Below are 22,702 nucleotides of genomic sequence, written 5' to 3'. Positions count from 1 at the left end.
TTCTCATTAGGGCGAGCGTTTGAGAAGGTTTCTAAACGACCGAAACTGGTTTATCGTCCTGCTCAACATGAAAACGCTTTTTATCGGAGGGACGGGAATCATCAGCGCCGCGTGCGTTAAGTTGGCGGTGGCGAAGGGGCACGAGGTCGCCGTTCTCAATCGTGGGCGTCGCTTCGAGATCGAAGGCGCTGAGCAAATCGTGTGCGACGTCAACGACCCATCGGCGGCGCAGCAGGGTTTGAGGGGGCGGCGTTGGGATGCGGTTGTGGACTTCGTCTGTTTCGAGCCGTCGCAGATGGCGCAACGAATGGATTTGTTGGCGGGCAGGACGAGCCACTACGTTTTCATTTCCTCTGCCAGCGCCTACCAGCGTCCGGTGAGGGATTTTCGTGTGACCGAGTCGACGCCTCTCGACAACCCGTTTTGGAGCTACTCGAGAAACAAGATCGCTTGCGAGGAGGCGCTGATGAAGGCGGTTCGCGAGCGACGCTTTCCAGCGAGCATTGTTCGACCGTCGTTGACATTTGGAGACACCGTCATCCCGCTCGCGATCAACAGTTGGGAAAAATCCTACACGGTGGTCGATCGCATGCGAAAGGGAAAACCGGTGATTGTGCCGGGCGATGGCACGTCGCTGTGGACCATCACCCACAACACCGATTTCGCCAAAGGGTTGGTGGGGCTGCTCGGAAACGATTCCGCGATCGGGCACGCCTTTCACATCACCTCGGACGAGGTGCTAACCTGGGATCAAATCTACCGCGCCACGGCCCGAGCGGCTGGGGTGGACGAACCCAAGCTAGTGCACATCGCGAGCGATTTCCTGATCGCCTGCTTGCCTGAGATGGAGGGCACTCTGCTGGGCGACAAGGTCACGTCGGTGGTGATGGACAACAGCAAGATAAAACGCTTTGTGCCGGATTTCATGGCGACCACTCGCTTCGAGCAGGGCATTCGCCAGACCATCGCAGCCTTCGACGCGGACCCTGCGAAGCGTGAGATCGACGAGGCGGCAAACGAAACCTATGATCGGCTTGTCGAGCTTTATTCGGCCGGGCTTGCCGCGGCAAAGGCGGCGTTTGGCCGATAGGCGGCGTTTTTTTGGGCGCTTCCCGTCCCAGCGCCTTGAGAGGTTGCAATTGCCTCGCTCCGAGTAGACCGTTGACATCGTTTTTCCTAACCTGCCCCAAATCATGAAATCGCTCCCCTTGCTTCTGCTTGCTTGCCTGTGCGCCGCATCGACTTCGCTCATCGCCAAGCCAAAATCGAAATGGATCCCTCTATTCGACGGGACGAGCCTTGCTGGCTGGAAAGCCAATGAGAACCCCGACTCGTGGGCGATCGAAGAGGGGGCGATCGTCACGCGCGGAAATCGCTCCCACCTGTTCTACGCCGGGGAGGTCGCGGAGGCGAATTTCAAGAACTTCGAGCTGCGCGCGGAAGTGATGACCGAGCCGGGATCGAATTCCGGTATCTACATTCACACTACGTTTCAAGACGCAGGCTGGCCTGCCGACGGGTACGAGTGCCAGGTCGCGAACTCCAACCCGGAGGGACCGAGCAATTACATCGAGCACAAGATGACCGGCAGCATCTACGCTGTGCGAAACACCTGGCAAAGCCCCGCTCGCGACGGGGAGTGGTTCGACTACCGCATACGCGTGCAGGGAAAAACCATCCAGACCTACATCGACGGCGCCCTGATTTGCGAATACACTGAGCCGGAAAGCCCCTGGCGTCCGGACGATAAGAAACGGCGTTTGCTGGGAGAGGGGACGTTCGCCTTGCAGGCTCACGATCCCGGCAGCGTGGTCCGCTATCGAACCATCGAGGTTCGATTGCTGCCCGACGACCTCTCTTCCGCTGGTCAAGCTCTGCAGGATTCGGAACTCGATGAACTGATAACGCGTTTCTCCAACGATAACATTCCATTGATCGATATCGGGGTGGAACTGAATCCAGTCAGCCTGTATCAAGCTCGCAAATACGGAGTTTCGCTGATCGACGCGGATCTTGCCGAAGCTCCGCCGCTCCTGCTGTTGGTGACGGATGACACCACGCTCCCGTCGACCGTGGCCCTGCGAAACGCCAGCTCCGCGGGAGCGAAGATCGTCTTTAGCTCAGGCGGATCGCAGGAGTTGGAGCCGTCAGTGCTTCGTCGTCGCCTGGAGTCCATTCAAGCGGCCGAGCTGGGCTGGAAGGATTTTTGGGTACCGGGCAAATGAGCCGCTTAGTTGAGGGTTGTCCCCAAGAAAATGCTTTCATGCCGAGGCGAAGTTTTCTAGCGTGAGCGACATGGGAACCATTCTTGTAACCGGGGCCAATCGCGGCATTGGCCTGGAGTTGGCTTGCCAGTATGTGGAAGCTGGAGATTACGTGATCGCCACCTGTCGCGAACCCGAAGCCGCCAACGCGCTTCTGCACCTCAAGCAAAGCCATCAGGGGGTGGATATCGCCGCCTTGGACGTGACCGATCCGGTTTCGATCGCTTCCTTGGTATCCTTGCTGAAGGAGCGTCGCGTATCCATCGATCTGCTCATCAACAACGCAGGCGTGCTATATCCGGAGCCAGTAGGGGAATGGGGATGCGAAACCTTCACCCGCACCCTGCGCACCAACGTGGTGGGACCTGCCATGGTCATGCAGTCCTTCGCCTCCTTGCTAGCGAAAGGGGCGAAGGTAGTGAACATCTCGTCCGGTCTCGGCTCTTTCGGCATGGGAATCGACTTTGGCGGCCCCACTGGGACCTACGCCGCGAGCAAAGCCGGTCTGAACATGGTGGTGGCCCAGATGGCTCCGCGATTTCGCGAGAAGGGGATCACGGTGGTGGCTTTCAATCCCGGTTGGGTCAAGACGGACATGGGCGGTCAGGAAGCCGCTCTGGATGTCGAGGAGTCGGTCAGCTCCCTGCGGGCCAGCTTCGAGAAGCTGACGCTTGAAGACAGCGGACGTTTCATCGACTACAACGGCGAGCCGCTGCCTTGGTAGGCTATTGTCATGGCGGTCCGGATACGAAATCGTAAGCGCTCCCGAGGCATCGCCGGCGTTTCCATGGCTCCCATGATCGACATGGTGTTTCTCTTGCTGGTCTTCTTCATGACGGCTAGCGCCATGTCGCAGGCCGGCAGCAAGCTCGAGCTCGATCTGCCGGAATCGCCCAGCAGCGAAGTGCCGAAGGACCTTTCGCATCGCTTCATCTTGAGCATCGATTCGCAAGGGCGCTACTTCCTGGGCGGAAAACCGTTGGCCGAGGAGGAGCTGGACCAGCTGCTGGTTCGGTTTCGCCAAGAGACGCCTGCGGCGAAACTGCGCATCCGGGCGGCCAAGGACACGCCGTTTCTCCACATCAAGTCGGCCATGAAGCGGGCTGCGGAGGCGGGCGTGGAACACTACCTTTACGCCACCTATCAAGGAGAGGGGTGAGCAGAGCGATGGCGGTATCGATCAAAGGAAAACGGACACGGGCCAGCCTCGGGGAGCTGCCTATCGCCCCCATGATCGATGTGGTTTTCCTCCTGCTGGTCTATTTCATGGTCAGTTCCAGCATCCAGCGGCAGGAGGCGGACGTGGGCTTCGCTCTCCCGGCTAAAGTGGCTGCAAGCGAACCGATCGATTTTCCGGACGATCAGGTGGTGGAGGTCGACGCCGAAGGGCGGGCCTGGGTGAATGGCTACCCCTACGACGGCGCCGACGCAGCTCGCTATTGGGAGCTGGCGAAAATGCTGAGTCGCTTTCGCGAAGCCTCCGAATTGGGAGGGGCGGAGGCGAAAGTCACGCTAGCTCCCGCGGACCAGACGCCGCACCAGAGCGTGGTCAAGGTTTTGGACGCCTGCGCGATGGCGGGCCTGGAATCGGTGAGCTTCGCCACGGACTGAGCTCGGGCACGGCGAGTTAAGCGAAACTTTCCTGTTGCTAAACGTGGAGCGATTCGAAGCCTGTGCTGCATGGCGAAGAAAGCTCAAGCAACTTGGGGTGGACGTTTTTCGAAAGGGCCAGCGGAATTGATGCTGGCCTTCGGCGAATCCGTGTCGTTCGACAAGCGATTGGCTCCCTACGATATCGAGGTGAACAAGGCTCACACCGCGATGCTGCAAAGCATCGGCCTGCTTACCAAGAAGGAGCTGCGCGATATTCACAAGGGACTCGAGGTTCTGGCGAAAAGGATCGCCAAGGGCGAGGTCGAGTGGAAGGCGGAGTTCGAGGACGTTCATATGAACATCGAGCAGCTGCTGACCAAGATCACTCCCGCCGCGGCGAAGATGCATACCGCTCGCAGTCGTAATGATCAAGTGGCTACGGATGTTCGCTTGTTCTTCAAGGATGCCTGCGGCCAAATGGTGGCTAAGCTGGAACGGCTCCTCGGGGCCTTGCTGACCATCGCCGAGAAGAATCAGGATGTATTCATACCTGGATACACGCATCTCCAACGCGCTCAGCCGGTATCAGTCGCTCATCACTTGCTGGCGTACGTGGAAATGTTCGGCCGCGACATCGGGCGTTTCGTGCGCGTCTACGAGAATGCCAACTGGTGCCCGCTCGGATCCGGAGCCATCGCGGGCACTACCTTGCCTATCGATCGCGAGTTCACCGCCAAGGCCCTCGGCTTCGTCGACGCTCGCGGCAAGCCGCAGGTGACCCCAAACAGCATGGACGCGGTGGCGGATCGCGACCTGTTTCTCGATTTCGCTCATGCCTGCTCGGTGACGGCCACTCACATCTCACGCGTGGCGGAAGACGTGATCATCTGGAATTCGTCAGAGTTTTCCTACGTCTCTCTCCCGGATGCCTTTTGTACGGGCTCCAGCCTGATGCCGCAGAAGAAGAATCCAGACTCTCTGGAGCTCTTGCGCGGCAAGTCTGGCCGCATCATCGGCAACGAGCAAAGCCTCTTCGTCATGGTGAAGGGCTTGCCGCTGACCTACAATCGCGACCTGCAGGAGGACAAGCCGCAGGTCTTCGACAGCTTCGATCAGCTCTCCATCTCTCTGGACGTGCTCACCGGCACGGTCGAGGGCATGGAGTTTCGCGAGGCAAAGTGCGCTGCTGCCGTATCCGATCCGGCACTACTCGCTACGGATCTCGCGGACTATCTGGTCAACAAGGGAGTGGCGTTCCGCGAGGCGCATCACGTGGTCGGCGCTCTGGTGGCCTTGGGCGAGAAGCTGGATTGCCCGCTGAACGAGATTCCCAACGATCAAGCCAAGGCTTTGCACCCGAAGATGGGCGACGACTGGATGGAGGTCTTCGATCTGCAGCGCGCCATGAAAGCCCGCGAAGGCGCTGGCATGCCAGGTCCCAAGCAGATCCGCAAGCAGCTTGCCAAGTGGAAGAAGAGTCTCGGCTAGGCCCGAGCTCCTCCCGCTCACGTCGTTTTACCCAAGAGAAACGCTTTCGCTTAGATGGCTAAAGTACAGGTACTCCCAGATCAGGTAGCCAACCAGATCGCGGCGGGCGAGGTGATCGAGCGCCCGGCTTCGGTGGTGAAGGAGCTGGTGGAGAACAGTATCGACGCAGGGGCTACGCGCATCGAGGTGGAGTTTCGCAATGGCGGCACCAGCTTGATGCGCATCGAAGACAACGGCTGCGGCATGAGCCGCGAGGACGCCTTGCTGTCCCTCGAGCGCCATGCCACCAGCAAGATCCGCCTGGCGAAAGATCTCGACTGCCTGACCACCATGGGGTTTCGCGGCGAAGCTCTTCCCTCTATCGCGTCCGTATCCAGATTTCAGATGCAGACGCGAGATGCGGAGAACGAGGCAGGGACGGAGATCCTGATCGATGGGGGGCGGATGCTGCACACCCGTGACTGCGGCATGCCGCAAGGGACTCGCATGTCGATCAGCAAGCTTTTCAACACTGTTCCTGCTCGGCGAAAGTTCTTGAAAAGCGTGGCTACCGAAGCTGCCCACATCGTTCATTGCGTGCGTCTCTACGCGCTGGCGCATCCAAATGTTGGATTCACCTTGCTGGACGATGGGAGGATCCTGTTCGAATCCGCTGCAGGGGACAGCCTCAAGAGTCGGGTGGGAGCGATCTTTGGCAGGCAGATCGCGAATTCGGTGCTGGAGATCGACGCGGAGGAGGATGGGATGCGGCTGCGCGGACTGATCGGCAAGCCGAACTTTTCACGCTCCAGTCGCCACGAGATGCTGTTTTTCGTCAACAATCGGCCGGTGGAAAACAAGACGTTAAGCTACGCCTTGGTGGAGTCCTACTACGGTCACATTCCCAAAGGCCGCTACCCCGTGGCGTTCCTGTTTTTGGAGATCGCGCCGGAGCGGGTCGATGTGAACGTGCATCCGGCCAAAAAGGAAATCCGTTTTCGCGAGGAGGCCAAAGCTCGCGGATTCGCGGTGCGGACCATACTGAACGCTCTCAAGGACGAGACCGAGAGCTTGGGAGACTTCACGAGGGTCGAAACCAAGCCGGCGGCGCCGCGACTGCCGAAGAGGCTGGACGAGGCGCGCGACGTGACCTCCTCCGAAACGCCAGCCCGAAAAGCGTCGTCTTCGCCACCTCCCGCTCGCCGTCGCCTAGTTCAATCGGACCCGCCCGCTCCAGCGAAGAAAGCTCCGGAAGGGAACAAGCCGCCTGCGGCCCCCCAGCCGTCGCTTGGAAAGGACCGGAAAGTCGAGTCGCCGAGCGAAGCGGAATCCGTGCGCCAGGAAAGAAACTGGAGCTATTTGGGGTGGGCTCAGGGTGAATTCGCAGTTTTTGACACTGGCTCTGGCGTGGTGCTACTCAACGTGAAGGCCGCTCAGCAGCGCGTCTTGTACGAAGGGCTCTTGACGGACTTCGAAACCCACAAGGTTCACTGCCAGAAATTGCTCTTGGCTCAGCCCGTGGAGCTGGATCCCGTTTCGTCGGCAGCCTTGGAGGAGGCCTTGCCCTTCTTCGAGCGCCTCGGCTTCGAGGTGGCTCCCTTCGGGCGAAATTTCTTTCGTATCGAAGGCGTGCCGACCTGGCTGGAGGAGAAGGATGCGGAGGAGTTTCTCAAGGAGCTGGTCGCCATGCTGCGTCAAGGCTCGCTTTCGCCGGATAAGGAAGGCGTGGCGGTGGATCTGATCGCCAAGCGGGCTGCGGCCAAGGTGCGTCGCCTGCGGGAGGAGCCGCGCTCTGAGGATCTCGACCGGCTGCTGGAGCGGCTCTTCGCCTGCCAGAAACCTCTGACCGATCCCGACGGACGCCCGTCGCTTATCGAGATCGGGGCAGGGGAAATCGACCGCCGCTTTCAGCGACGAAACAGGAACCGCGGAGACGAGCTGTTCTAGCGAGCAGGCGTGTGGGTGGGGCTTGACGATGGATTGGCCGGGTCGACGCCCCGGTCTACAGGGGGGTAGAACGCCGCGCTGAGGCGGCGTTTGGGGGAAATCTGTAGGTCGCCGCGTTGAGGCGGCGAACCTGGGTGAGATCCTATTCCTTCTCGGGCTCCTCGACCTTCACTTTGACCGTTTCCACGCTGATGCTCTTGATGACCACGTCTTCCAGCGGCTTGTCCTGGGGACCGCGCTCCACGTTTTGGATGGCCAGAGCCACGTCCATGCCGGAGATGACCTCGCCAAATACGGTGTGTTTGCCGTCGAGCCACGGGGCGCCGCCTTCCTTGGTCACGATGAAGAACTGGGAGCCGTTGGTATTGGGACCGGCGTTGGCCATGCAAAGGGTGCCGTAGCGCACGCTGTCGATGAGCTCGCCTCGGGTCTTGAGCTCGCCCTCGAAGCCGAGCGGCTTGGCGATGTCCGCCATTTCCATCCCGACCATCGGCTCGAAAGACTGGGCTTCACGGAGTTTTCCAAACAGCTCGGCGATTTCCGGTATGGGGCTGTTGCCCTGATGCTGACGCAGGTGCGGCACCACGAGTTGTTCGAAAACGTATTCCGCGGTGTCGATGTCGGGGATGGGGCCGGTGATGGGCTCGCCTTCGGTATAGGTCTCATCCTCGAAGGTGTATCCCGGGCCGCCCATGCCGTTTCCCTGCGGACAACCGCCTTGGATCATGAAGTCGGGTATGACGCGGTGGAAGATCAGTCCGTCGTAGAAGGGCTCCGCTTCGGAAACCGGCTGTCCATCCTCCAGCAATCGCGTGCCGTCCGCCAGGCCTACGAAGTTGGCCACGGTCTTTGGGGCCTGCTGGTCGAGCAGCTTTACCACGATGTCGCCCATGCTGGTTTCGATGGTGGCATGCAGCTGGGTTTCCTTCTTGGCGCAGCCGGAGAGGAGAGCGAGCAAGGCGCTCGACAAGATGATGAGGGAGATTGATTTGGGGAATTTCGCCATTTGGTGGGAGATAATCGGGTCGGGGCCTTATTCAACGAGAAAGCTGGTCGATAAGGGGAAATATGAAGTTGCGATAGCGTGCCCCCCGCTGCACTTTACCAAAGCATTACTCCAACAGTGACACCCCGCGAATGAAGTGCCTGATAATCGGTAGTGGACAATTCCTCGGTCCCAAAGTCGTCGAAGAGCTCGTGTACGCCAAGCACGAGGTCGCTTTCCTCGATAACAATCCTCCTCCCGCTGGTGTGGCGCCGAATGTGACGCATATCATGGGCGACAAGGCCTCCTTGGGTTTCTATCGGGAAGAGTGCGTCGAGTTCGAACCGGACGTGGCGATTCATCTTTCCGCCAACAACGCCGACGAGGCTCGTGCCTTCGTGGAGACCTTTGATGGCGTGGTTTCGCAGATCGTCGTCACCAGCAATACCAACGTCTATCTCGCTCACGCCCGACTGCGGGAAACCGAGCCCGGACCTTCGGTGGCGGTGCCGATCGACGAAAGCTCTCCGCTGCGCACGGCGCCCTTGAAGGAGGAAGACTCCGGCGACAAGCTGGCGGTGGAAAAGATCATCAAAAACTGTCGCATTCCCAGCACCATCCTGCGGTTGGCGCCGCTCTATGGGCCAAACGACTTTCGACGCCGCTTCTACCCGATGTTGGTTCGCATGATCGACGAGCGGCCGCACGTCATCGTAGGGGCCTGCCAGGCCAACTGGAAATGGAGTCATCTTTTCGTGAAGGACGCGGCCCGAGCGGTGGCCTTGGCGGCCGCCAGCGTAAGCGACAAGAAGCGGATCTACAATGTGGCGGAGCTGAAAACGCCCACCATGTTGGAGCGCATCGAGCACCTCGGCACCGTGTTTGGCTGGGAAGGGCGCGTTGGTGTGGTTTCCGACGAGGAGTTGCCCGACTACATGAAAACGCCTGGCGATTTCGCTCAGGACCTGGAGATCGATTCCCACCTCATTCGCAGCGAGCTCGAATACAAGGAAGTAGGCGACTACTACGACGGGCTCGCCGAATCAGTGGAATGGTACCGCAAGAATCCGCCGCCGGAATATGCCGGAAAAACCTTCAACTACTCCGCCGAGGACTCCCTGATCGCCAAGGAGATCCGCTAGGGTAGGATGTCGCCTCGACGCGGCGACCTACAGATTCTTGGACTTCTGTAGGGCGGGGCGCCGACCCGCCAAATCGCCATCTGTAGGATGAGGCGCCGACCTGCTAAATCGCCTTCTGTAGGGCGGGGCGCCGACCCGCCAAATCTCCCGTTAGCGAAGTCGAGCGAGACGCTCGCCTGCCCAGCCGCAGAGGATTGAGCGCGTTTCGCAGTACCGAGGAGCGAGTGCTCGACGACACTCGAAGACAACGCCGCTATGGAAATCGATGGAGACGCGCCTTCCCTGACGGCGTCGCTCTCGAACGCAGCTATGTAGCTAATCTGCCTTGCGCTACTCTAGCGCGCTGCCCGCTTGCGCAGGGTGGCGTTGAGGATGCGCTTGCGCAGCCGGATGTGGCTGGGCGTCGCTTCCACGAATTCGTCGTTAGCGATGTATTCGATGGAGCGTTCCAGCGAAAACTGGATCGGCGGGCTGAGCTGGATGCCCTTTCCTTCGCCTTGCGAGCGGAAGTTGGTCAGCTGCTTGGCCTTGGTCGGATTGACCGGGATCTCGCCCTGGCGCGGGTTTTCGCCCACGATCATGCCTTCGTAGACTTCGGCCCCGGCGCCGACGAAGAGCTTGCCGCGGTCTTCCAGGGCCGCCAGCGAGTAGGCGGTGGTTTTTCCGTTGTCCATGGAGACGAGGGTGCCGGTCTTGCGGGTGACGATTTCGCCAACCATGGGGCGGTACTCGAGGAAAAGATGCGACATGATGCCGTGTCCGCTGGTGGCGTTCACCAGGTCGATTTCGAAACCGATGATGCCTCGGGTGGGGATTTCCATCTCGATGAAGACGATGCCGTTGCGGGTCTCCATGTTGGTCATGATGCCGCGGCGGTTGTTGAGGTTTTCCATGATGCCGCCCATGCAGTCTTCCGGCAGCTCGATCCAGAGGGTTTCGAACGGCTCGCAAGTCACGTCGTCGACCTTCTTGGTGATGACGGTGGGGCGGGAAACCAGCACTTCGTAGCCTTCGCGGCGCATGGTTTCGACTAGCACCGCGATCTGCATGGCGCCGCGGGCGGAAACGTTGAACACGCCGCTGGTCTCGCCGTCTTCCACCAGGATGGAGATATTGGTCTTCATCTCGCGCATCAGGCGCTCGCGAATCTGGCGGGAAGTGACAAGCTTGCCGTCGCGGCCTGCCAATGGACCATCGTTGACCGCGAATTGCATCATGATGGTCGGCGGGTCGATCTCCATGAAGGGAAGGGGCTCCTGGGATTCGGTCTTGCAGAGCGTTTCGCCGATATCCACTTCCTCGAATCCCGCCACGCCCACGATCGTGCCGGCGAAGCCCTCGATGGACTCGCTGGAGGCCATGCCGCTGTATTCGAACACCTTGGTGACCTTGATGCGCTCGCGGGAGCCGTCTTCCTTCACGCGGTAGATGGTGTTGCCTTTCGCGACCTTGCCGCTGAGGATCTTGCCGATGGCCACGCGGCCTACGTAGTCGTCCCAGTCGATGTTGGAAACCAGCATCTTGAACTCGCCGTCGGTGTCCGCTTCGGGGGCGGGAATGTGTTCGAGAATGGTCTCGAAAAGTGGAGTCATGTCCTTGCGCTCGTCGTCAAGATCGCGAACCGCGAACCCGTTTTTGGCGGAGCCGTAGATGAAGGGAGCGTTGAACTGGTCCTCGTCCGCGTCGAGAGCGAGGAAGAGCTCCAGCACCAGGTCGTGCACGCGGTGCGGGTCGGCGTGTTCGCGGTCCAGCTTGTTGATGACCACGATGGGCTTGAGCCCGTGGCTGAGGGCCTTGCGCAGCACGAAACGGGTCTGAGCCTGCGGTCCGTCCTTGGCGTCCACCAGTAGCAGCACGCCGTCCACCATCTTCATCACGCGCTCGACTTCGCCGCCGAAGTCGGCGTGCCCCGGGGTGTCCACGATATTGATGGTCTTGCCACGCCAGTGCACGGAAGTGTTCTTGGCCTTGATGGTGATGCCTTTTTCGCGCTCCAAGTCCATGGAGTCCATGGCCCGCTCCGCCACCGCTTGATTTTCGCGGTAGACTCCGCCTTCCTGCATGAGCCGGTCGACGAGCGTGGTTTTCCCGTGGTCGACGTGGGCGATGATGGCGATGTTGCGAATGTCGTCGTTGCGTTTCATGGATGGTCCTTGGTGGCAAAAGCGGCAACGAATGCAGCGAGTTTCTTCGTTTGGCAAGAGCGGATAGCGCCTATCGGGGCATTCTTCTACATAATGGCGCAAAGCTCGCGGAAGCAAATTTGTCCATGCCCAGGTCAAAAGCGGCTATTCCATTCGCGGGGCAATTCGGATAGTCTTGATGGAGCGTCGCCCCCCCTTTTTTTTAATCGTTTTCCCAGTTGCCCTCGCGGAGGACCCCCCGCTTTTCGCCCTCGCCCCGACGCAGCATCCCGCTGGGATCGCGAAAGTCCCTTTTCCCTACCACCAAGAAGCCCCGAAATACCGATATGTCGATCGCCCCTCCGCCTCGTCCTGACGCAGAAACTGCAGCTAAGCCTCGCGTGGTGCCTGCCCAATTCATCTACCCATTTATCCTGGTCACCACGCTCTTCGCCTTATGGGGCTTCGCCAACGACGTGACGAACCCCTTGGTGCGGGCCTTCAAGGAGATCTTCATCATCAGCAACGAGCAAAGCGCCTGGGTGCAGCGGGCGTTTTACGGGGGCTACGCGACCATGGCCATCCCAGCGGCCTTGGTGATTCGTAAAATCTCCTACAAATCCGGCATCCTGATCGGCCTGGGTCTGTACGCGATCGGGGCGTTGCTGACCTTGCCGGCCAGCCATTTCATGAGCTTCAACGTATTCCTGGTGGGTTTTTACGTGCTGACCTTCGGGCTGGCGTTTCTGGAGACCAGCGCCAATCCGTACGTCTTGGCCTTGGGAGACTCCCGCACCGCCACGCAGCGCTTGAACCTCGCCCAAGCCTTCAACCCGATGGGTTCGCTCACCGGCATGGTGGTCGCGAGCATGTTCGTGCTGCCCAGCCTGCAGGTGGCGGAATTTCGAAACGTGGAACGGGAAGCCCACCCGGAGTACGCTGAAATGCTGCCTAGCGAGGTTGATGGAAGAATTAACGAGGCGTGGGAAACCTTCACCCAAGCGAACCCGGAAGCCTATCAGGAAATCGTGTCGCACGACTTGGGCGTCGTCACCATGCCGTACATCGCCATCGCTTGCGTCGTGGCGATCATCTTCGCGATTTTCGCTGTATCCAAACTGCCTGACATGGGCGAGGAGAAGGAGCAGTTGGCCCTCGGTCCTCTTGTGCGGCATCTCTGCAACTTCAGGTATCTCGGAGGAGTGGTCGCCCAGACCTTTTATGTCGGGGCGCAGATCATGTGCTGGACCTTCATCATCCACTACGGGATGACCTTGGTGGGACTGTCTGCGGCCCAAGCGCAAAACTACAACATCGTGGCCATGGTGCTGTTTCTCACCAGCCGATTCATCTGCACCTTTTTGCTACGCTTCCTGCAGCCTGGCTTGCTGCTCGGCTGCTTGGCCGTCGGCGCCTGCTGCTTGATTCTCGGAGCCATCTTTCTTCATGGAATGCCGGGCCTCTACTGTCTGGTGGGCGTCTCGGGATGCATGTCGCTTATGTTTCCCACCATCTACGGCATCGCCTTGGACGGGCTGACGCCCAATGACGCCAAGCTCGGCTCGGCAGGCCTGATCTTCGCGATCGTGGGGGGAGCTCTCATGCCGAATTGGCAGGGAGCCTTGATCGATGGCGAGGGAATGGAGATCGGGGGGCGTATGCTGGAGTCGGTTCGCGTTTCCTTCGTCTTGCCCTTGGTTTGCTTCGTGATCATCGCTCTCTACGGCTTCTTCGCCCAGCGGTTGATTGGCAAGAGCGCCAATCGAAGCGCAGCTTAGCTTTAGCTATTGTATTCAAAATGCTGATAGGAATCTCTCCGCTCGTTTCTCCCGAATTGCTGGCCGCCCTGCATCGCATGGGGCATGGCGATGAAATCGTCTTCGCGGACGCCCATTTCCCCGGGCACAGCTTGGGGCCCCCGGTGTTGAGGGCGGATGGCTTGCCCATCGCCGCGCTGCTGGAGGGAGTAATGCCATTGCTGGCCTTGGACCAATACGTGGAACGCCCGCTGGCCATGATGAGCGCTGTGGAGGGTGACCAGCTCGAGCCAGCGGTGGAAGCGCGCTACCTTGCCGCGGTGAGAAAAAGCCATCCCAACGCCTTGGCTCCGGAGCGAATCGATCGCTTCGCATTTTACGAACGAGCCAAGAGCGCGTTCGCAGTGGTCATGACTGGCGAGTTGGCGAAGTACGGAAACATTCTGGTAAAAAAGGGTGTGACGCCGGTCGCGTAGGCGAGAAATAACTACGATTGCAAATGAGGCTCTGAGGGTCGCCGCATTGAGGTGACAAGCCAGAGTGGCGGGTCAACGCCCCGCCATACAGAAGGGGATTGTTTTCGGCGGGGATCTCTATTTCACACTGCGGCGCATCCCGCTGGGCGGCATGCCGTATTGCTTCTTGAAGGCCCGCGAGAAATGAAAGGCGTCACTGAAGCCCACAGAGTCGGCGATTTCCTGGATGGTGAGCGGGCTGAGTTTGAGCAACGTGCAGGCATGGGCCATCTTGCGCCGCGTCAGCACCTGATAGGGAGTGGCGTGCTGACTGCGGCGAAAGGCGCGGCAAAGGTGCTCGGGGGAGACGCCGAGCAGGTCGGCGAGCTCTTGAGCGCTGCGAATGGTTTGAAAGCCGCTGTCGATGACGCGTAGGGCTTTCGCGACCAGAGCGTCGGTCCCTTGGGCGGGCAGCGATTCCTCAGCATCGTCGCTGATCTTGCGGATAAGCACGTCGATCAGCGAGGAGACGTTTTCCGAGCAGCGCGAGGATTGTGAGATGCCTTCCTCCAATATGAGCTCGCCCCATTTTCGAAGCACCATCGGATCCACGCCCTGGTATACGCAACCTGGATACAATTCTTTAGGGTGGGTGCGCGCTGGGAAGGCGTCGCGACCGAAGACGATGAAAAACTTCTCCAGTGGATCCTTGTTGTCCGATTGAAGCTGGAAGGCGATGTCCGGACCGCCGCAGAAGCACATGCCAGGGCTCGCCTGGTGTTTTCTATCCCCCAAGGAAAGTGATCCGCTGCCGCTGGTGATGAGCTCCAAGGTTAAGAATGGAAAGGTATCGCGTTCCAGCAGAAAGTCGCGCTCGCATTTCTCGAATCCTCCAAGGTAGACGAACTCGTCGCGGCTGTGTTTGCTAGGGACGCAGAAATACCGGGACTCCGCGACCTTGGTCGCGAACTCGACGGGGCTGCGTTGGCCTTTGGTCAGAAGCACAAAGCAAGAAAGATCAGAAATTGGCAGGTATGCAAGGAATGACTATTCCTGATTTCGAATCAATTTGAGAAACTCCTGACATGCCCCTTGAAGCATCCCCAACCGTGAACGCTTTTCAGAATCTGCCCCGTATCGGCATCCGCCCAGCGATCGATGGTCGCTATGGCGGCGTTCGGGAAAGCCTGGAAGAGCAAACCCAGAAACAGGCTGAGCTCGTGGCGAAGCTGTTGAGTGAAGAGCTGCGCTATCCGGACGGCTCTCCTGTGCAGTGCGTGATCGCTCCCACCTGCATCGGTGGGGTGGCGGAGGCTCAGGCCTGCGCGGAAGTCTTTCGCAAGGAGCGGGTCGGCGTTTCACTCACCGTCACGCCCTGCTGGGCCTACGGCTCGGAAACCATGGACATGGATCCCACCCTGCCCAAGGCGGTTTGGGGCTTCAATGGCACCGAGCGGCCGGGAGCGGTTTATCTAGCCGCCACGCTTGCGGGCCACGCTCAAAAGGGCCTGCCCGCCTTTGGCATCTATGGACGGGAGGTGCAGGAAGCGAGCGACGACTGCATTCCGGATGATGTGAAGGACAAGATCGTCGAGTTTTGCCGAGCAGGCCTGGCGGTGGCCCTGATGCGAGGGCGCTCTTATCTTTCGATGGGAGGCACGTCCATGGGCATTGCGGGATCGATGGTCGATTCCGACTTCTGGGAGTCCTATCTGGGCATGCGGGTGGAGACGATTGACATGGCGGAGTTCGCCGGTCGCATGAAGGTTGGATTGTATGATCAGGATGAATACGAACGGGCTCTTGCTTGGGCGAAAGAAAACTGCCTCGAAGGCGCCGACTACAACGCGCCCGATAAAACCAGAAGTCGCGAAGCCCTCGACAGCGAATGGCAGGATTCGGTCAAGATGGCGCTGATCGCGCGTGATCTGATGGTGGGGAATCCTCGTCTCGCGAAACTCGGCTTTCCGGAGCAAGCCCAAGGACACGGGGCCATTGCGAGCGGTTTTCAAGGACAGCGCCAGTGGACCGACTATTTCCCAAACGGCGATTTCATGGAGGCTATCTTAAACACGTCCTTCGATTGGAACGGCAGGCGCGCTCCGTATATCGTGGCCACCGAAAACGATGCTTTGAACGGAGCCACGATGCTGTTCGGTCACTTGCTCACCAATACCGCTCAAGTCTTCGCCGACGTGCGCACCTACTGGAGCCCGGAGGCGGTGAAGCGGGTGACGGGGTATGTCTTGGACGGAAAAGCAAGCGACGGCATCTTGCATCTCATCAACTCGGGGCCGGCAGCCTTGGATGGCAGTGGCCAGCAAAGCGACGCGGATGGAAACCCCACCATGAAGCCGTATTGGGAAATCGATGACAGCGAGGTGGAGGCTTGTCTGAAAGCGACCACCTGGCATCCATCGATCACGGAGTACTTTCCGGGCGGTGGTTGGAGCACGCGCTACTGCACGCGAGGAGGCATGCCGGTGACCATGGCGCGGATCAATCTGATCAAAGGGCTTGGCCCGGCGCTGCAGCTTGTGGAAGGCTGGACCGTTGAGTTGCCTGAGACTGCTCACGCTGCCTTGGACGAGCGCACGAATCCGACCTGGCCCACCACTTGGTTCGCTCCACGTTTAACAGGCGAAGGCGCGTTTCGGAGTTGCTATGAAGTGATGAACAGCTGGGGCGCCAACCACGGAGCGTTCTGCAGCGGCCATGTCGGCCACCGATTCATAACCCTTGCCAGCATCCTGCGAATTCCCGTGTACATGCACAACGTGGATGAGGAACGCATCTTGCGGCCAAGCAGCTGGAAGGCATTTGGTACAGCCGACCTGGAAGGCGCTGATTTCCGTGCCTGCGCGAACTACGGTCCGCTGTATCGATAGTCCAAATAAGAGTTTATAAGCGAAAAGCCCGGCGTGAACCGTCGGGCTTTTTTTTGCGCTGGCTGCAGGTCGCCGCGCCGAGTCGACACTCGATCGGGCCGAGTCGAAATCGGCGGTTCAGCGCGCCGCCTTGCAGAAGATCCGAGCAACGGCGCGGACGCATTTCGACGACAAAAAAAGCCCCTCGCCGAAGCGAGGGGCAATGAACAAATCTAATCAAACAATAGTGCGTAAACGAGGATCGTGCTAGAACTCGAGCGTGGTCGTCAGGAAGATCTGACGTGGATCGAGGTAGCGGTAGCCGTAGACGGAACCGTCGAAGTTGGCAGCAACCTTCTGCAAACCACCGTCTTCGAGGGCGTCGCGAACGTTGAGCTGAAGCTTGAGGTTCTTGTCCTCGCCGATTGGCATTTCGTAGGAAGCCCAGAAGTCCACGTGGAACTCGGAGTCACCGTAGATCGGACGGCTGATGTCCGGCTGGCGCATGACGCCATCCTCCTCAACGATTCCGTAGTTGCCGATCGCGGCCGCTTCTTCCCAACGAGCGCTGCCACCGATACCGAAGCCCTTGAGCTTGCCGTCGGTGAACTTGTAGTTCGTGAGGAAGTTGGCGCGCCATTCGCGCTGACCTGGAACGATCTGACCTTCCTTGTTACGGATAGTCGCGATTTCGTTGGTAACGGTCAGACGGTAGTAGTCAGCAGTGGTGAACCAGCCGTTGTTGCTGGCCGGGTCTAGTTCGCTGATGTAGTTCGTGCCGGTCCAGAAGTTGCGAATCTTGAGCTCCTCTCCATTGAAGAGGGTGTAGGATTCAGCCATATCTGTCGCAGTGGCGTTGGCCCAAACGGCCTCGCGAGCGCTGGCCCATGGCTCCCATTGTGGAGCGACGTTGTTGAAGGAAGTGTTCTGCTTGCCTCCGGACAGCTTCATGGTCCAGTTCGGGATCGGGTTGTATACCATCTGGAACTCGAAGCCCTTGGCCTCGGTGTCCTGAGTACCCTGGACGTTGATATTGTCGAAGTAGTCTTCTTCCAATCCGATGATGTCCCAGATACGAGCTCTCTGATCGTCGGTCAGCGGGTAGATGTCTCCATCGCGCCAATCTTCGGACGTTGGGTCTTGGCCGTCGCGGATACGAACGACGTTTTCGGCCCATGCGAACATGAACTTGTAGTCGATACGGTTGGTGCGGTCTACGAATACGCCTGGAACGCCACGAGCGTTGGCCGAGGTGGTCTCGAACCAGTTGAAGCTGGCGTGGAGCTTGTTTTCCAGCAGCTTGAAGCGGATACCGTAGTCCTTGCCTTCACCAGTCGGCTTCGGGAGCGGATTGCCGTAGAAGTCGGTGGAGTTTCCATTTGGCGGGTTGAAGTTGTCCGATTCGTTGTAGGTCAAGCTGATGTTTTCAGTGACCTTGAACACGATACCGCGGGTCGAGGTGCTGCCAGAGAGCTCTTCGGTGCCGGTGTTGTTGTTGAAGTAGTAGTCAGTTCCACCAATCGGAAGACCGTTTTCGTAACCTGGCTCCTCGCGTCCGCCCCAGTAGGAGTTTCCGACGTACTTGTCTTCGCGGAATCCGAGGGTAGTGACGATGCGGCTTTCCCAGAAGCGACTCTGCAGGGCCGCGCTGGTCGATTCGACTTCGATTTGGCTGCGGCTGGTGCTTGGCCACCAAAGCGCCGTTCCGATTTCAACCGGGACGTCTCTCCAGGTGCCGCCGGTATCGCTTTCCCAGAAGAAGGTGTCGAAGTTGAAGTCGGTTGGACCTCCGGTACCCCAGTTTTCGAGTGAGCCTGCCGCTCCGATACCCGAGTTGCCTTGAGTCACCTTTGCGTTCTCACCGATGTAGTAGTAGCGACGGATCGCGGAGTTGTCGGCGCCAAGGCTGTAGTTGGCGTTGATTTCCGCCCGACGCTCAGGGCTGTGGGCGTAGTGGTAGCCGCCGTTTGGCTCATCGAAGTAGGCGATACGACTGCGTGTGCCGTAGCGGTTGCGTTCGTTGTCGCTGTACAGTCCCATCAGCTGATGCTGACCGAGCCACTTGGTCCAGTTGTCGCTATCGGTGAAGTCGAACTGGTAGGCGATCTGGGCGCGAAGCGTTTCGTTCTCTTCAGGGTGAGTGAAGGCGTCGGCGCGGTAGTCGTCGATGAACGGCTTCAGGTAGTTCGGATTCTCCGAACCGTCCGGCAGGTACATGTTCACGTCGAGCGAGACCGTGGTCGGGCTGGTGTTCGAGATCGGGTTGTTCTCGAGGGAATCAGCGTCTTGACGGAACCAGCCGGCGGAGAAGTAGAGATTCTCTGCAAGCTTTTGCTCGAACTCGAAGTTGTAGGTCTTGTTATCGAGGCTCTGGAAGTTTGGAGCGGTGATATTGACTTCGGACCAATCGTACACATCGGGATTGATGAGACCGGTTGGGTAGAAGGGGTTCATGGTGCTGGCGCCTGGATAGAACTCGTCCGTCCAAGGAACGATAGTCTGCATCATGCGCGTTTCACGCGTGTTCCAGTAGGCGTCTAGATTGGCCTCAGCGACATCAGCTGGCGCAGGGCGATCCCGCCAGAGATTCGTTTCACGCGCGGAGTATGTTCCGTCTGGCTGAACATGAATCGTAGCGGTTCCAGACATCGGACCAATTGTGCCAATGAATAGTGCGGAATCGGTTCTCCAGAGGTCGTTGTCTCCATAGTAGTAGGCGCCGTCTGGATTCGTAACGTTGGCGTCCGAGTATCCTGCGTAGGGCCCAGTTTCGGAGTCCCAGCCGTCTCGATTGAAGAGGTACGGGCCGACTTCCTTGCCACTGTCGAGATAGACCATCATCTTGCGGCGGCTGTCCCATACAGGGCGTCCGGACTGGAGCCATGGTGTGATGGTGTCGCGAGGAGCGATGGTGTTCGGGCGACGGCTCTCGTTTTCGTAGTTTTCGAAGCTAGCGCGGAAGGTGGTGTTCTCAGCTGGCTGGAACCTGAAAGCGAGGTACTGACGATCGGTCTTGTCGTAGGAAGGCTTGCGTTCGAAACCACGCTCATCATGTAGGGCTGCCACGAATACGGCGAGCTTGTCCTCGATGATGGTTTGGTTGTGGCTAGCGCTTGCTCTCCAGCCACCGAAGCTGTCCACGCGAGCGCTGATTTCCGAGCTCTCCTGGCCGATGATAGCGGAAGCGGTGGTCTGATTGACGATACCTGCTGGGCTACCCATACCGAAGAGCATGGAGTTCGGACCACGGTTGATTTCTACCGAGTTGGTATTGTAGGTATCGAACGGAACTCTGCTGATCGTCGGGTAGTTGTTCAGCGAGGTGTCAGCCGCTCCGAGACCGCGGATACGGTTGGAAGTGGCGTGAGAGTAGACCGTACCGTTGTCCTGCGAAATACCGGCAGCTTCATCCTTAAGGTAGCCGCGGTTGACGTGGTAAGCAGTGTAGTTGTGGGCGCCTTCTGTATTCGCTTCGTAAAGGAACACGTCGTTGATGTCGACCGCCGCAGTGTCTTCCATCTGCTGCTTGGTGACCAGCGTGATCGACGCTGCAAGGTCGCCGATATTGCTGTTGAGGCGCGTACCCATCAGGGTGTTTTCCGAGTGGTAACCGATATCGTCGTCCGATGAGGTTACCTCAAAAGGAGAGAGTTCGAAGATCTCTTCGTCGTCTTCCTCTTGGGCAAAGCCGGTCGAACCTGCCTGCAGTAGCAATGCTAGCGCGAGCGCGGTACGAAACCGGGGATAGTTAGGGGTGTTTTTTCTATTCATTCGAGTAGTAGTTTATGGATAAAGAAAGACTGGGCGGCGTCCTGACAGGGTAGGGGAACGCAGCATCGTCCGTAGGCGGGGAACGTCTGTTGTGGGCGTGTTTTATGCGGGGTCTTGGGGCCGCGGAAACAGCGTGGGGATATAGGTCACTTGGTCGGTCTTGATTGGGGAAAATAGTCGGGGAGAATATTTCCTTTAGCTGTAAATCAATTGTTCCAATTTCCAACGCAGGCGCACTCTGACAGTAAGATAGGAAGCGCTTAACCCGCCGGTAGCGAGGGGCTTGAGGGACGCTAGAACGGCATTTGCAGGACCATGCTACGAGTGGCTGGTTAAACCCTTGTTCTCGATTGCAACAAGCTATTAAGGGTGTCCGCGTAGTTTTCGTGTATCCGCGTGAACATGACGCAAAACAGGTGAGATTTGCGTTACGAATGTAAGAACGCTCTCTCTACTCCGATAGGCCGCCGAGAGCGCCGTCTCTTCGCCTGATTGAGCTGAAAAAACGCAAACGCTGCTACGCGTTTCGTCGCTCAGGTCGACTGATCAGCGAAGCGGGCTACGCGTTGCTGCGTCCCATCCAGCAAGGGGCGGTGGCGAACCAGGCGATGGTGGCGGTGAGCAGGCTTCGTTCTAGCAGGTCGCGATCGATGGCTCCGAAAAGGTAAGACAAAGTGGATACGAAGATAGTGGCGAGCGCCAGGTAGGAAACAGCGGGGAGAACGAACTTCATGGGGTGAATCGGTTGAGGGCTATCGAAGGGCTTTGGCTGACTGGGATTGCACCAGCTTGCTGGCGCCCAGGTAGATGGCGCTTGCAAGGAACCAGCCTGGCAGACTGACGAAGAAAATGCCGATGCGACCAGTGAGCACGAAGTAGCAGCAAAGGCCGAGGGTCACGCCCCATGCGAGCGCCGCCGCCCAGTTGATGCCGAGACCGCGCTCGCGGGCGAAGCTGGATCTCAGGCCCAGTTTGGGCATGAGCCAAAAGTCGCAGAAGATCACGGCCCCCATGGGCATCAGAAGAAGACCGTACAGGGCGACGAAATCGAGCAGCTGCATGGCGATGGCGGGAAAGGTGCCGGCGACCGCGGCGATCATGCCGGTGATGAACGTCACCTTGAATCGGCTGGCTTTCGGGGCGATCGCCTGGAAGGCCAGACCCGCTCGGTAGATGGTGGGGTTTGCGGTGGTCCAGCCAGCGATGATGACGCAGATCAGTCCTGCGACCCCGCAAGCGCTCGCGACCATGGGACCGGGCAGGACATCGGTGTTGGACGGTTCGCGATGGATCTGCAGCGCGTAGAGAATTGAGGCGGCGATCCAAGCGAGAAAGTGACCGAGGTACATGCCGGTGGCCGAGGCGATGCCGTACCAGCTCTTTTTGGCGAAACGAAAAACCGAAAGGTCCGACATGCCGATGTGCATGGCCATGTTGGCGAACCAAGCGAAAAACAGGACGTGCCAAAAGGTCATCTTGCTTTGGCCGGGAAGCGGGTCGCCGCCCTTCCATATCGAGGTTTCCGCCAGGGCGACGATGTCGGAGAATCCGTTTATGCTGACGCCGGTTTCGTTGATGAAATCGCGCAGTCCGATGAGTCCGAAAGCGATAAACAGCAAGACCATCCAGGGAGCAGCGTAGTTGGCAAAGCGCGACACGAAGCGGTAGCCAGTGGCGGCGACGAGGGCCACAAGAGCTCCCACACTGAGGGTGGCGATGACCCATGGGAGGCTGCTCGGATAGACGTCTGTCAGCTTCGGCATAGGAAAGTCGAACCAAACCCCGATCGCCGTAGCCGAAACGGTTATCATCGCTCCGGCGAGCAAGCAGAACATGATTCCGTTTAGGAAATTGTAGACCAGCACCAGGTGGCGTCCACAGATTTGCTCGAGTTGATAGTATAGCGTGAGGCGGGCCCGCGTGGCGATAGGGGCGGTGAGCAAAGTCCAGCTCAGTACCGCTAGAAGGTTGCCTAGCAGCAGCCCCCAGATGAGGTCGATCATGCTGACTCCGCCGGCCACGAAGAGCGGGCCGATCATCAGCTCGGTGCCGGCGGTGTGCTCTCCGGCATACTGGCCGATGAAGCTCTTGAAGCCGAGTCGTGAAGATTTGGGTACAGGTTCTCTCTCGAATTCCGCGCTGGCGGAGGAGGTCGCGTCGCTCATGGGGCAGCTGGGTCAGGGGTATAGGGGTGGAGGAAAGGCACGTTCCTTAGGGTAGGAAGCAGTTCGATTGTGGAGAGGGTTTTTGCAAATACGAGTGTGAAAATTCAAACGGAGCCACGGGGAGGGCGAAGCCCGAAGGCGACAGAAGGTAGGACTCCATCTGCCG

At 59.0% G+C, this 22,702-nt stretch carries 17 protein-coding genes; 11 read left to right on the top strand and 6 right to left on the bottom strand.

All coding sequences use genetic code 11. From position 1 onward, the window contains the following. The first annotated feature begins 67 nt into the window (after positions 1-67). The 7 genes from QEH54_RS09445 (at position 68) to mutL (ending at position 7,271) form a co-directional block, all read left to right on the top strand. Entirely contained in the window at positions 68-1,090 is a 1,023-nt protein-coding gene (locus QEH54_RS09445; RefSeq protein ID WP_309018419.1) for an SDR family oxidoreductase, read from the top strand. 103 nt (positions 1,091-1,193) lie between these two features. Further along, positions 1,194-2,225 (top strand): DUF1080 domain-containing protein, encoded by a 1,032-nt coding sequence (locus QEH54_RS09440; protein WP_309018418.1) that lies wholly within the window; start codon positions 1,194-1,196, stop codon positions 2,223-2,225. Positions 2,226-2,295: 70 nt separating this feature from the next. Further along, a complete protein-coding gene (locus tag QEH54_RS09435) occupies positions 2,296-2,988 on the top strand; it encodes an SDR family oxidoreductase (protein WP_309018417.1) in 693 nt (230 codons plus the stop codon). Between the two features lie 9 nt (positions 2,989-2,997). Further along, a complete protein-coding gene (locus QEH54_RS09430; RefSeq protein WP_309018416.1) occupies positions 2,998-3,423 on the top strand; it encodes a biopolymer transporter ExbD in 426 nt (141 codons plus the stop codon). Positions 3,424-3,431: 8 nt separating this feature from the next. After that, the gene (locus tag QEH54_RS09425) at positions 3,432-3,875 is read left to right on the top strand and encodes a biopolymer transporter ExbD (protein WP_309018415.1); all 444 of its coding nucleotides are present in this window, start codon (positions 3,432-3,434) and stop codon (positions 3,873-3,875) included. Positions 3,876-3,944: 69 nt separating this feature from the next. Continuing rightward, complete coding sequence (gene argH / locus QEH54_RS09420; RefSeq protein WP_309018414.1) at positions 3,945-5,345, top strand: argininosuccinate lyase; 1,401 nt, start codon at positions 3,945-3,947, stop codon at positions 5,343-5,345. A 54-nt stretch (positions 5,346-5,399) separates the two neighbouring features. Next, positions 5,400-7,271: a DNA mismatch repair endonuclease MutL gene (gene mutL / locus QEH54_RS09415; RefSeq protein ID WP_309018413.1), complete on the top strand. Its 1,872-nt coding sequence runs from the start codon at positions 5,400-5,402 to the stop codon at positions 7,269-7,271. Between the two features lie 142 nt (positions 7,272-7,413). Here mutL and QEH54_RS09410 read toward each other — a convergent pair whose 3' ends face one another. Then, on the bottom strand, positions 7,414-8,277 hold the full coding sequence (locus QEH54_RS09410) for a peptidylprolyl isomerase (protein WP_309018412.1): 864 nt from the start codon (positions 8,275-8,277) through the stop codon (positions 7,414-7,416). A 131-nt stretch (positions 8,278-8,408) separates the two neighbouring features. Here QEH54_RS09410 and QEH54_RS09405 point away from each other — a divergent pair, with 131 nt between their 5' ends. Next, complete coding sequence (locus QEH54_RS09405; protein ID WP_309018411.1) at positions 8,409-9,398, top strand: NAD-dependent epimerase/dehydratase family protein; 990 nt, start codon at positions 8,409-8,411, stop codon at positions 9,396-9,398. A 335-nt stretch (positions 9,399-9,733) separates the two neighbouring features. Here the strand turns inward: QEH54_RS09405 and typA are convergent, their stop codons facing one another. Next, complete coding sequence (typA, locus tag QEH54_RS09400; protein ID WP_309018410.1) at positions 9,734-11,542, bottom strand: translational GTPase TypA; 1,809 nt, start codon at positions 11,540-11,542, stop codon at positions 9,734-9,736. Positions 11,543-11,868: 326 nt separating this feature from the next. Between typA and fucP the strand changes: the two genes are divergently transcribed. After that, entirely contained in the window at positions 11,869-13,299 is a 1,431-nt protein-coding gene (gene fucP, locus QEH54_RS09395) for an L-fucose:H+ symporter permease (protein ID WP_309018409.1), read from the top strand. Positions 13,300-13,319: 20 nt separating this feature from the next. Beyond that, positions 13,320-13,754, top strand: coding sequence for an L-fucose mutarotase (gene fucU / locus QEH54_RS09390; RefSeq protein WP_309018408.1), 435 nt, complete (start codon positions 13,320-13,322; stop codon positions 13,752-13,754). 117 nt (positions 13,755-13,871) lie between these two features. Here fucU and QEH54_RS09385 read toward each other — a convergent pair whose 3' ends face one another. Next, positions 13,872-14,738, bottom strand: coding sequence for an AraC family transcriptional regulator (locus QEH54_RS09385; protein WP_309018407.1), 867 nt, complete (start codon positions 14,736-14,738; stop codon positions 13,872-13,874). A gap of 80 nt (positions 14,739-14,818) precedes the next feature. Here QEH54_RS09385 and QEH54_RS09380 point away from each other — a divergent pair, with 80 nt between their 5' ends. Continuing rightward, a complete protein-coding gene (locus tag QEH54_RS09380) occupies positions 14,819-16,621 on the top strand; it encodes an L-fucose isomerase (protein WP_309018406.1) in 1,803 nt (600 codons plus the stop codon). Positions 16,622-16,867: 246 nt separating this feature from the next. Here QEH54_RS09380 and QEH54_RS09375 read toward each other — a convergent pair whose 3' ends face one another. From QEH54_RS09375 to QEH54_RS09365, 3 genes are all read right to left on the bottom strand, one after another. Continuing rightward, positions 16,868-20,371: a TonB-dependent receptor plug domain-containing protein gene (locus QEH54_RS09375; RefSeq protein WP_309018405.1), complete on the bottom strand. Its 3,504-nt coding sequence runs from the start codon at positions 20,369-20,371 to the stop codon at positions 16,868-16,870. Between the two features lie 559 nt (positions 20,372-20,930). After that, positions 20,931-21,104: a hypothetical protein gene (locus tag QEH54_RS09370; protein WP_309018404.1), complete on the bottom strand. Its 174-nt coding sequence runs from the start codon at positions 21,102-21,104 to the stop codon at positions 20,931-20,933. A 19-nt stretch (positions 21,105-21,123) separates the two neighbouring features. After that, entirely contained in the window at positions 21,124-22,536 is a 1,413-nt protein-coding gene (locus QEH54_RS09365) for a hypothetical protein (RefSeq protein ID WP_309018403.1), read from the bottom strand. Positions 22,537-22,702: the final 166 nt, after the last annotated feature.

This window comes from Pelagicoccus sp. SDUM812003 (assembly GCF_031127815.1).
Lineage (GTDB): Bacteria > Verrucomicrobiota > Verrucomicrobiia > Opitutales > Opitutaceae > Pelagicoccus.
Note: the sequence above shows the minus strand (reverse complement) of the source record. Positions and strands in the feature narration are given on the sequence as shown.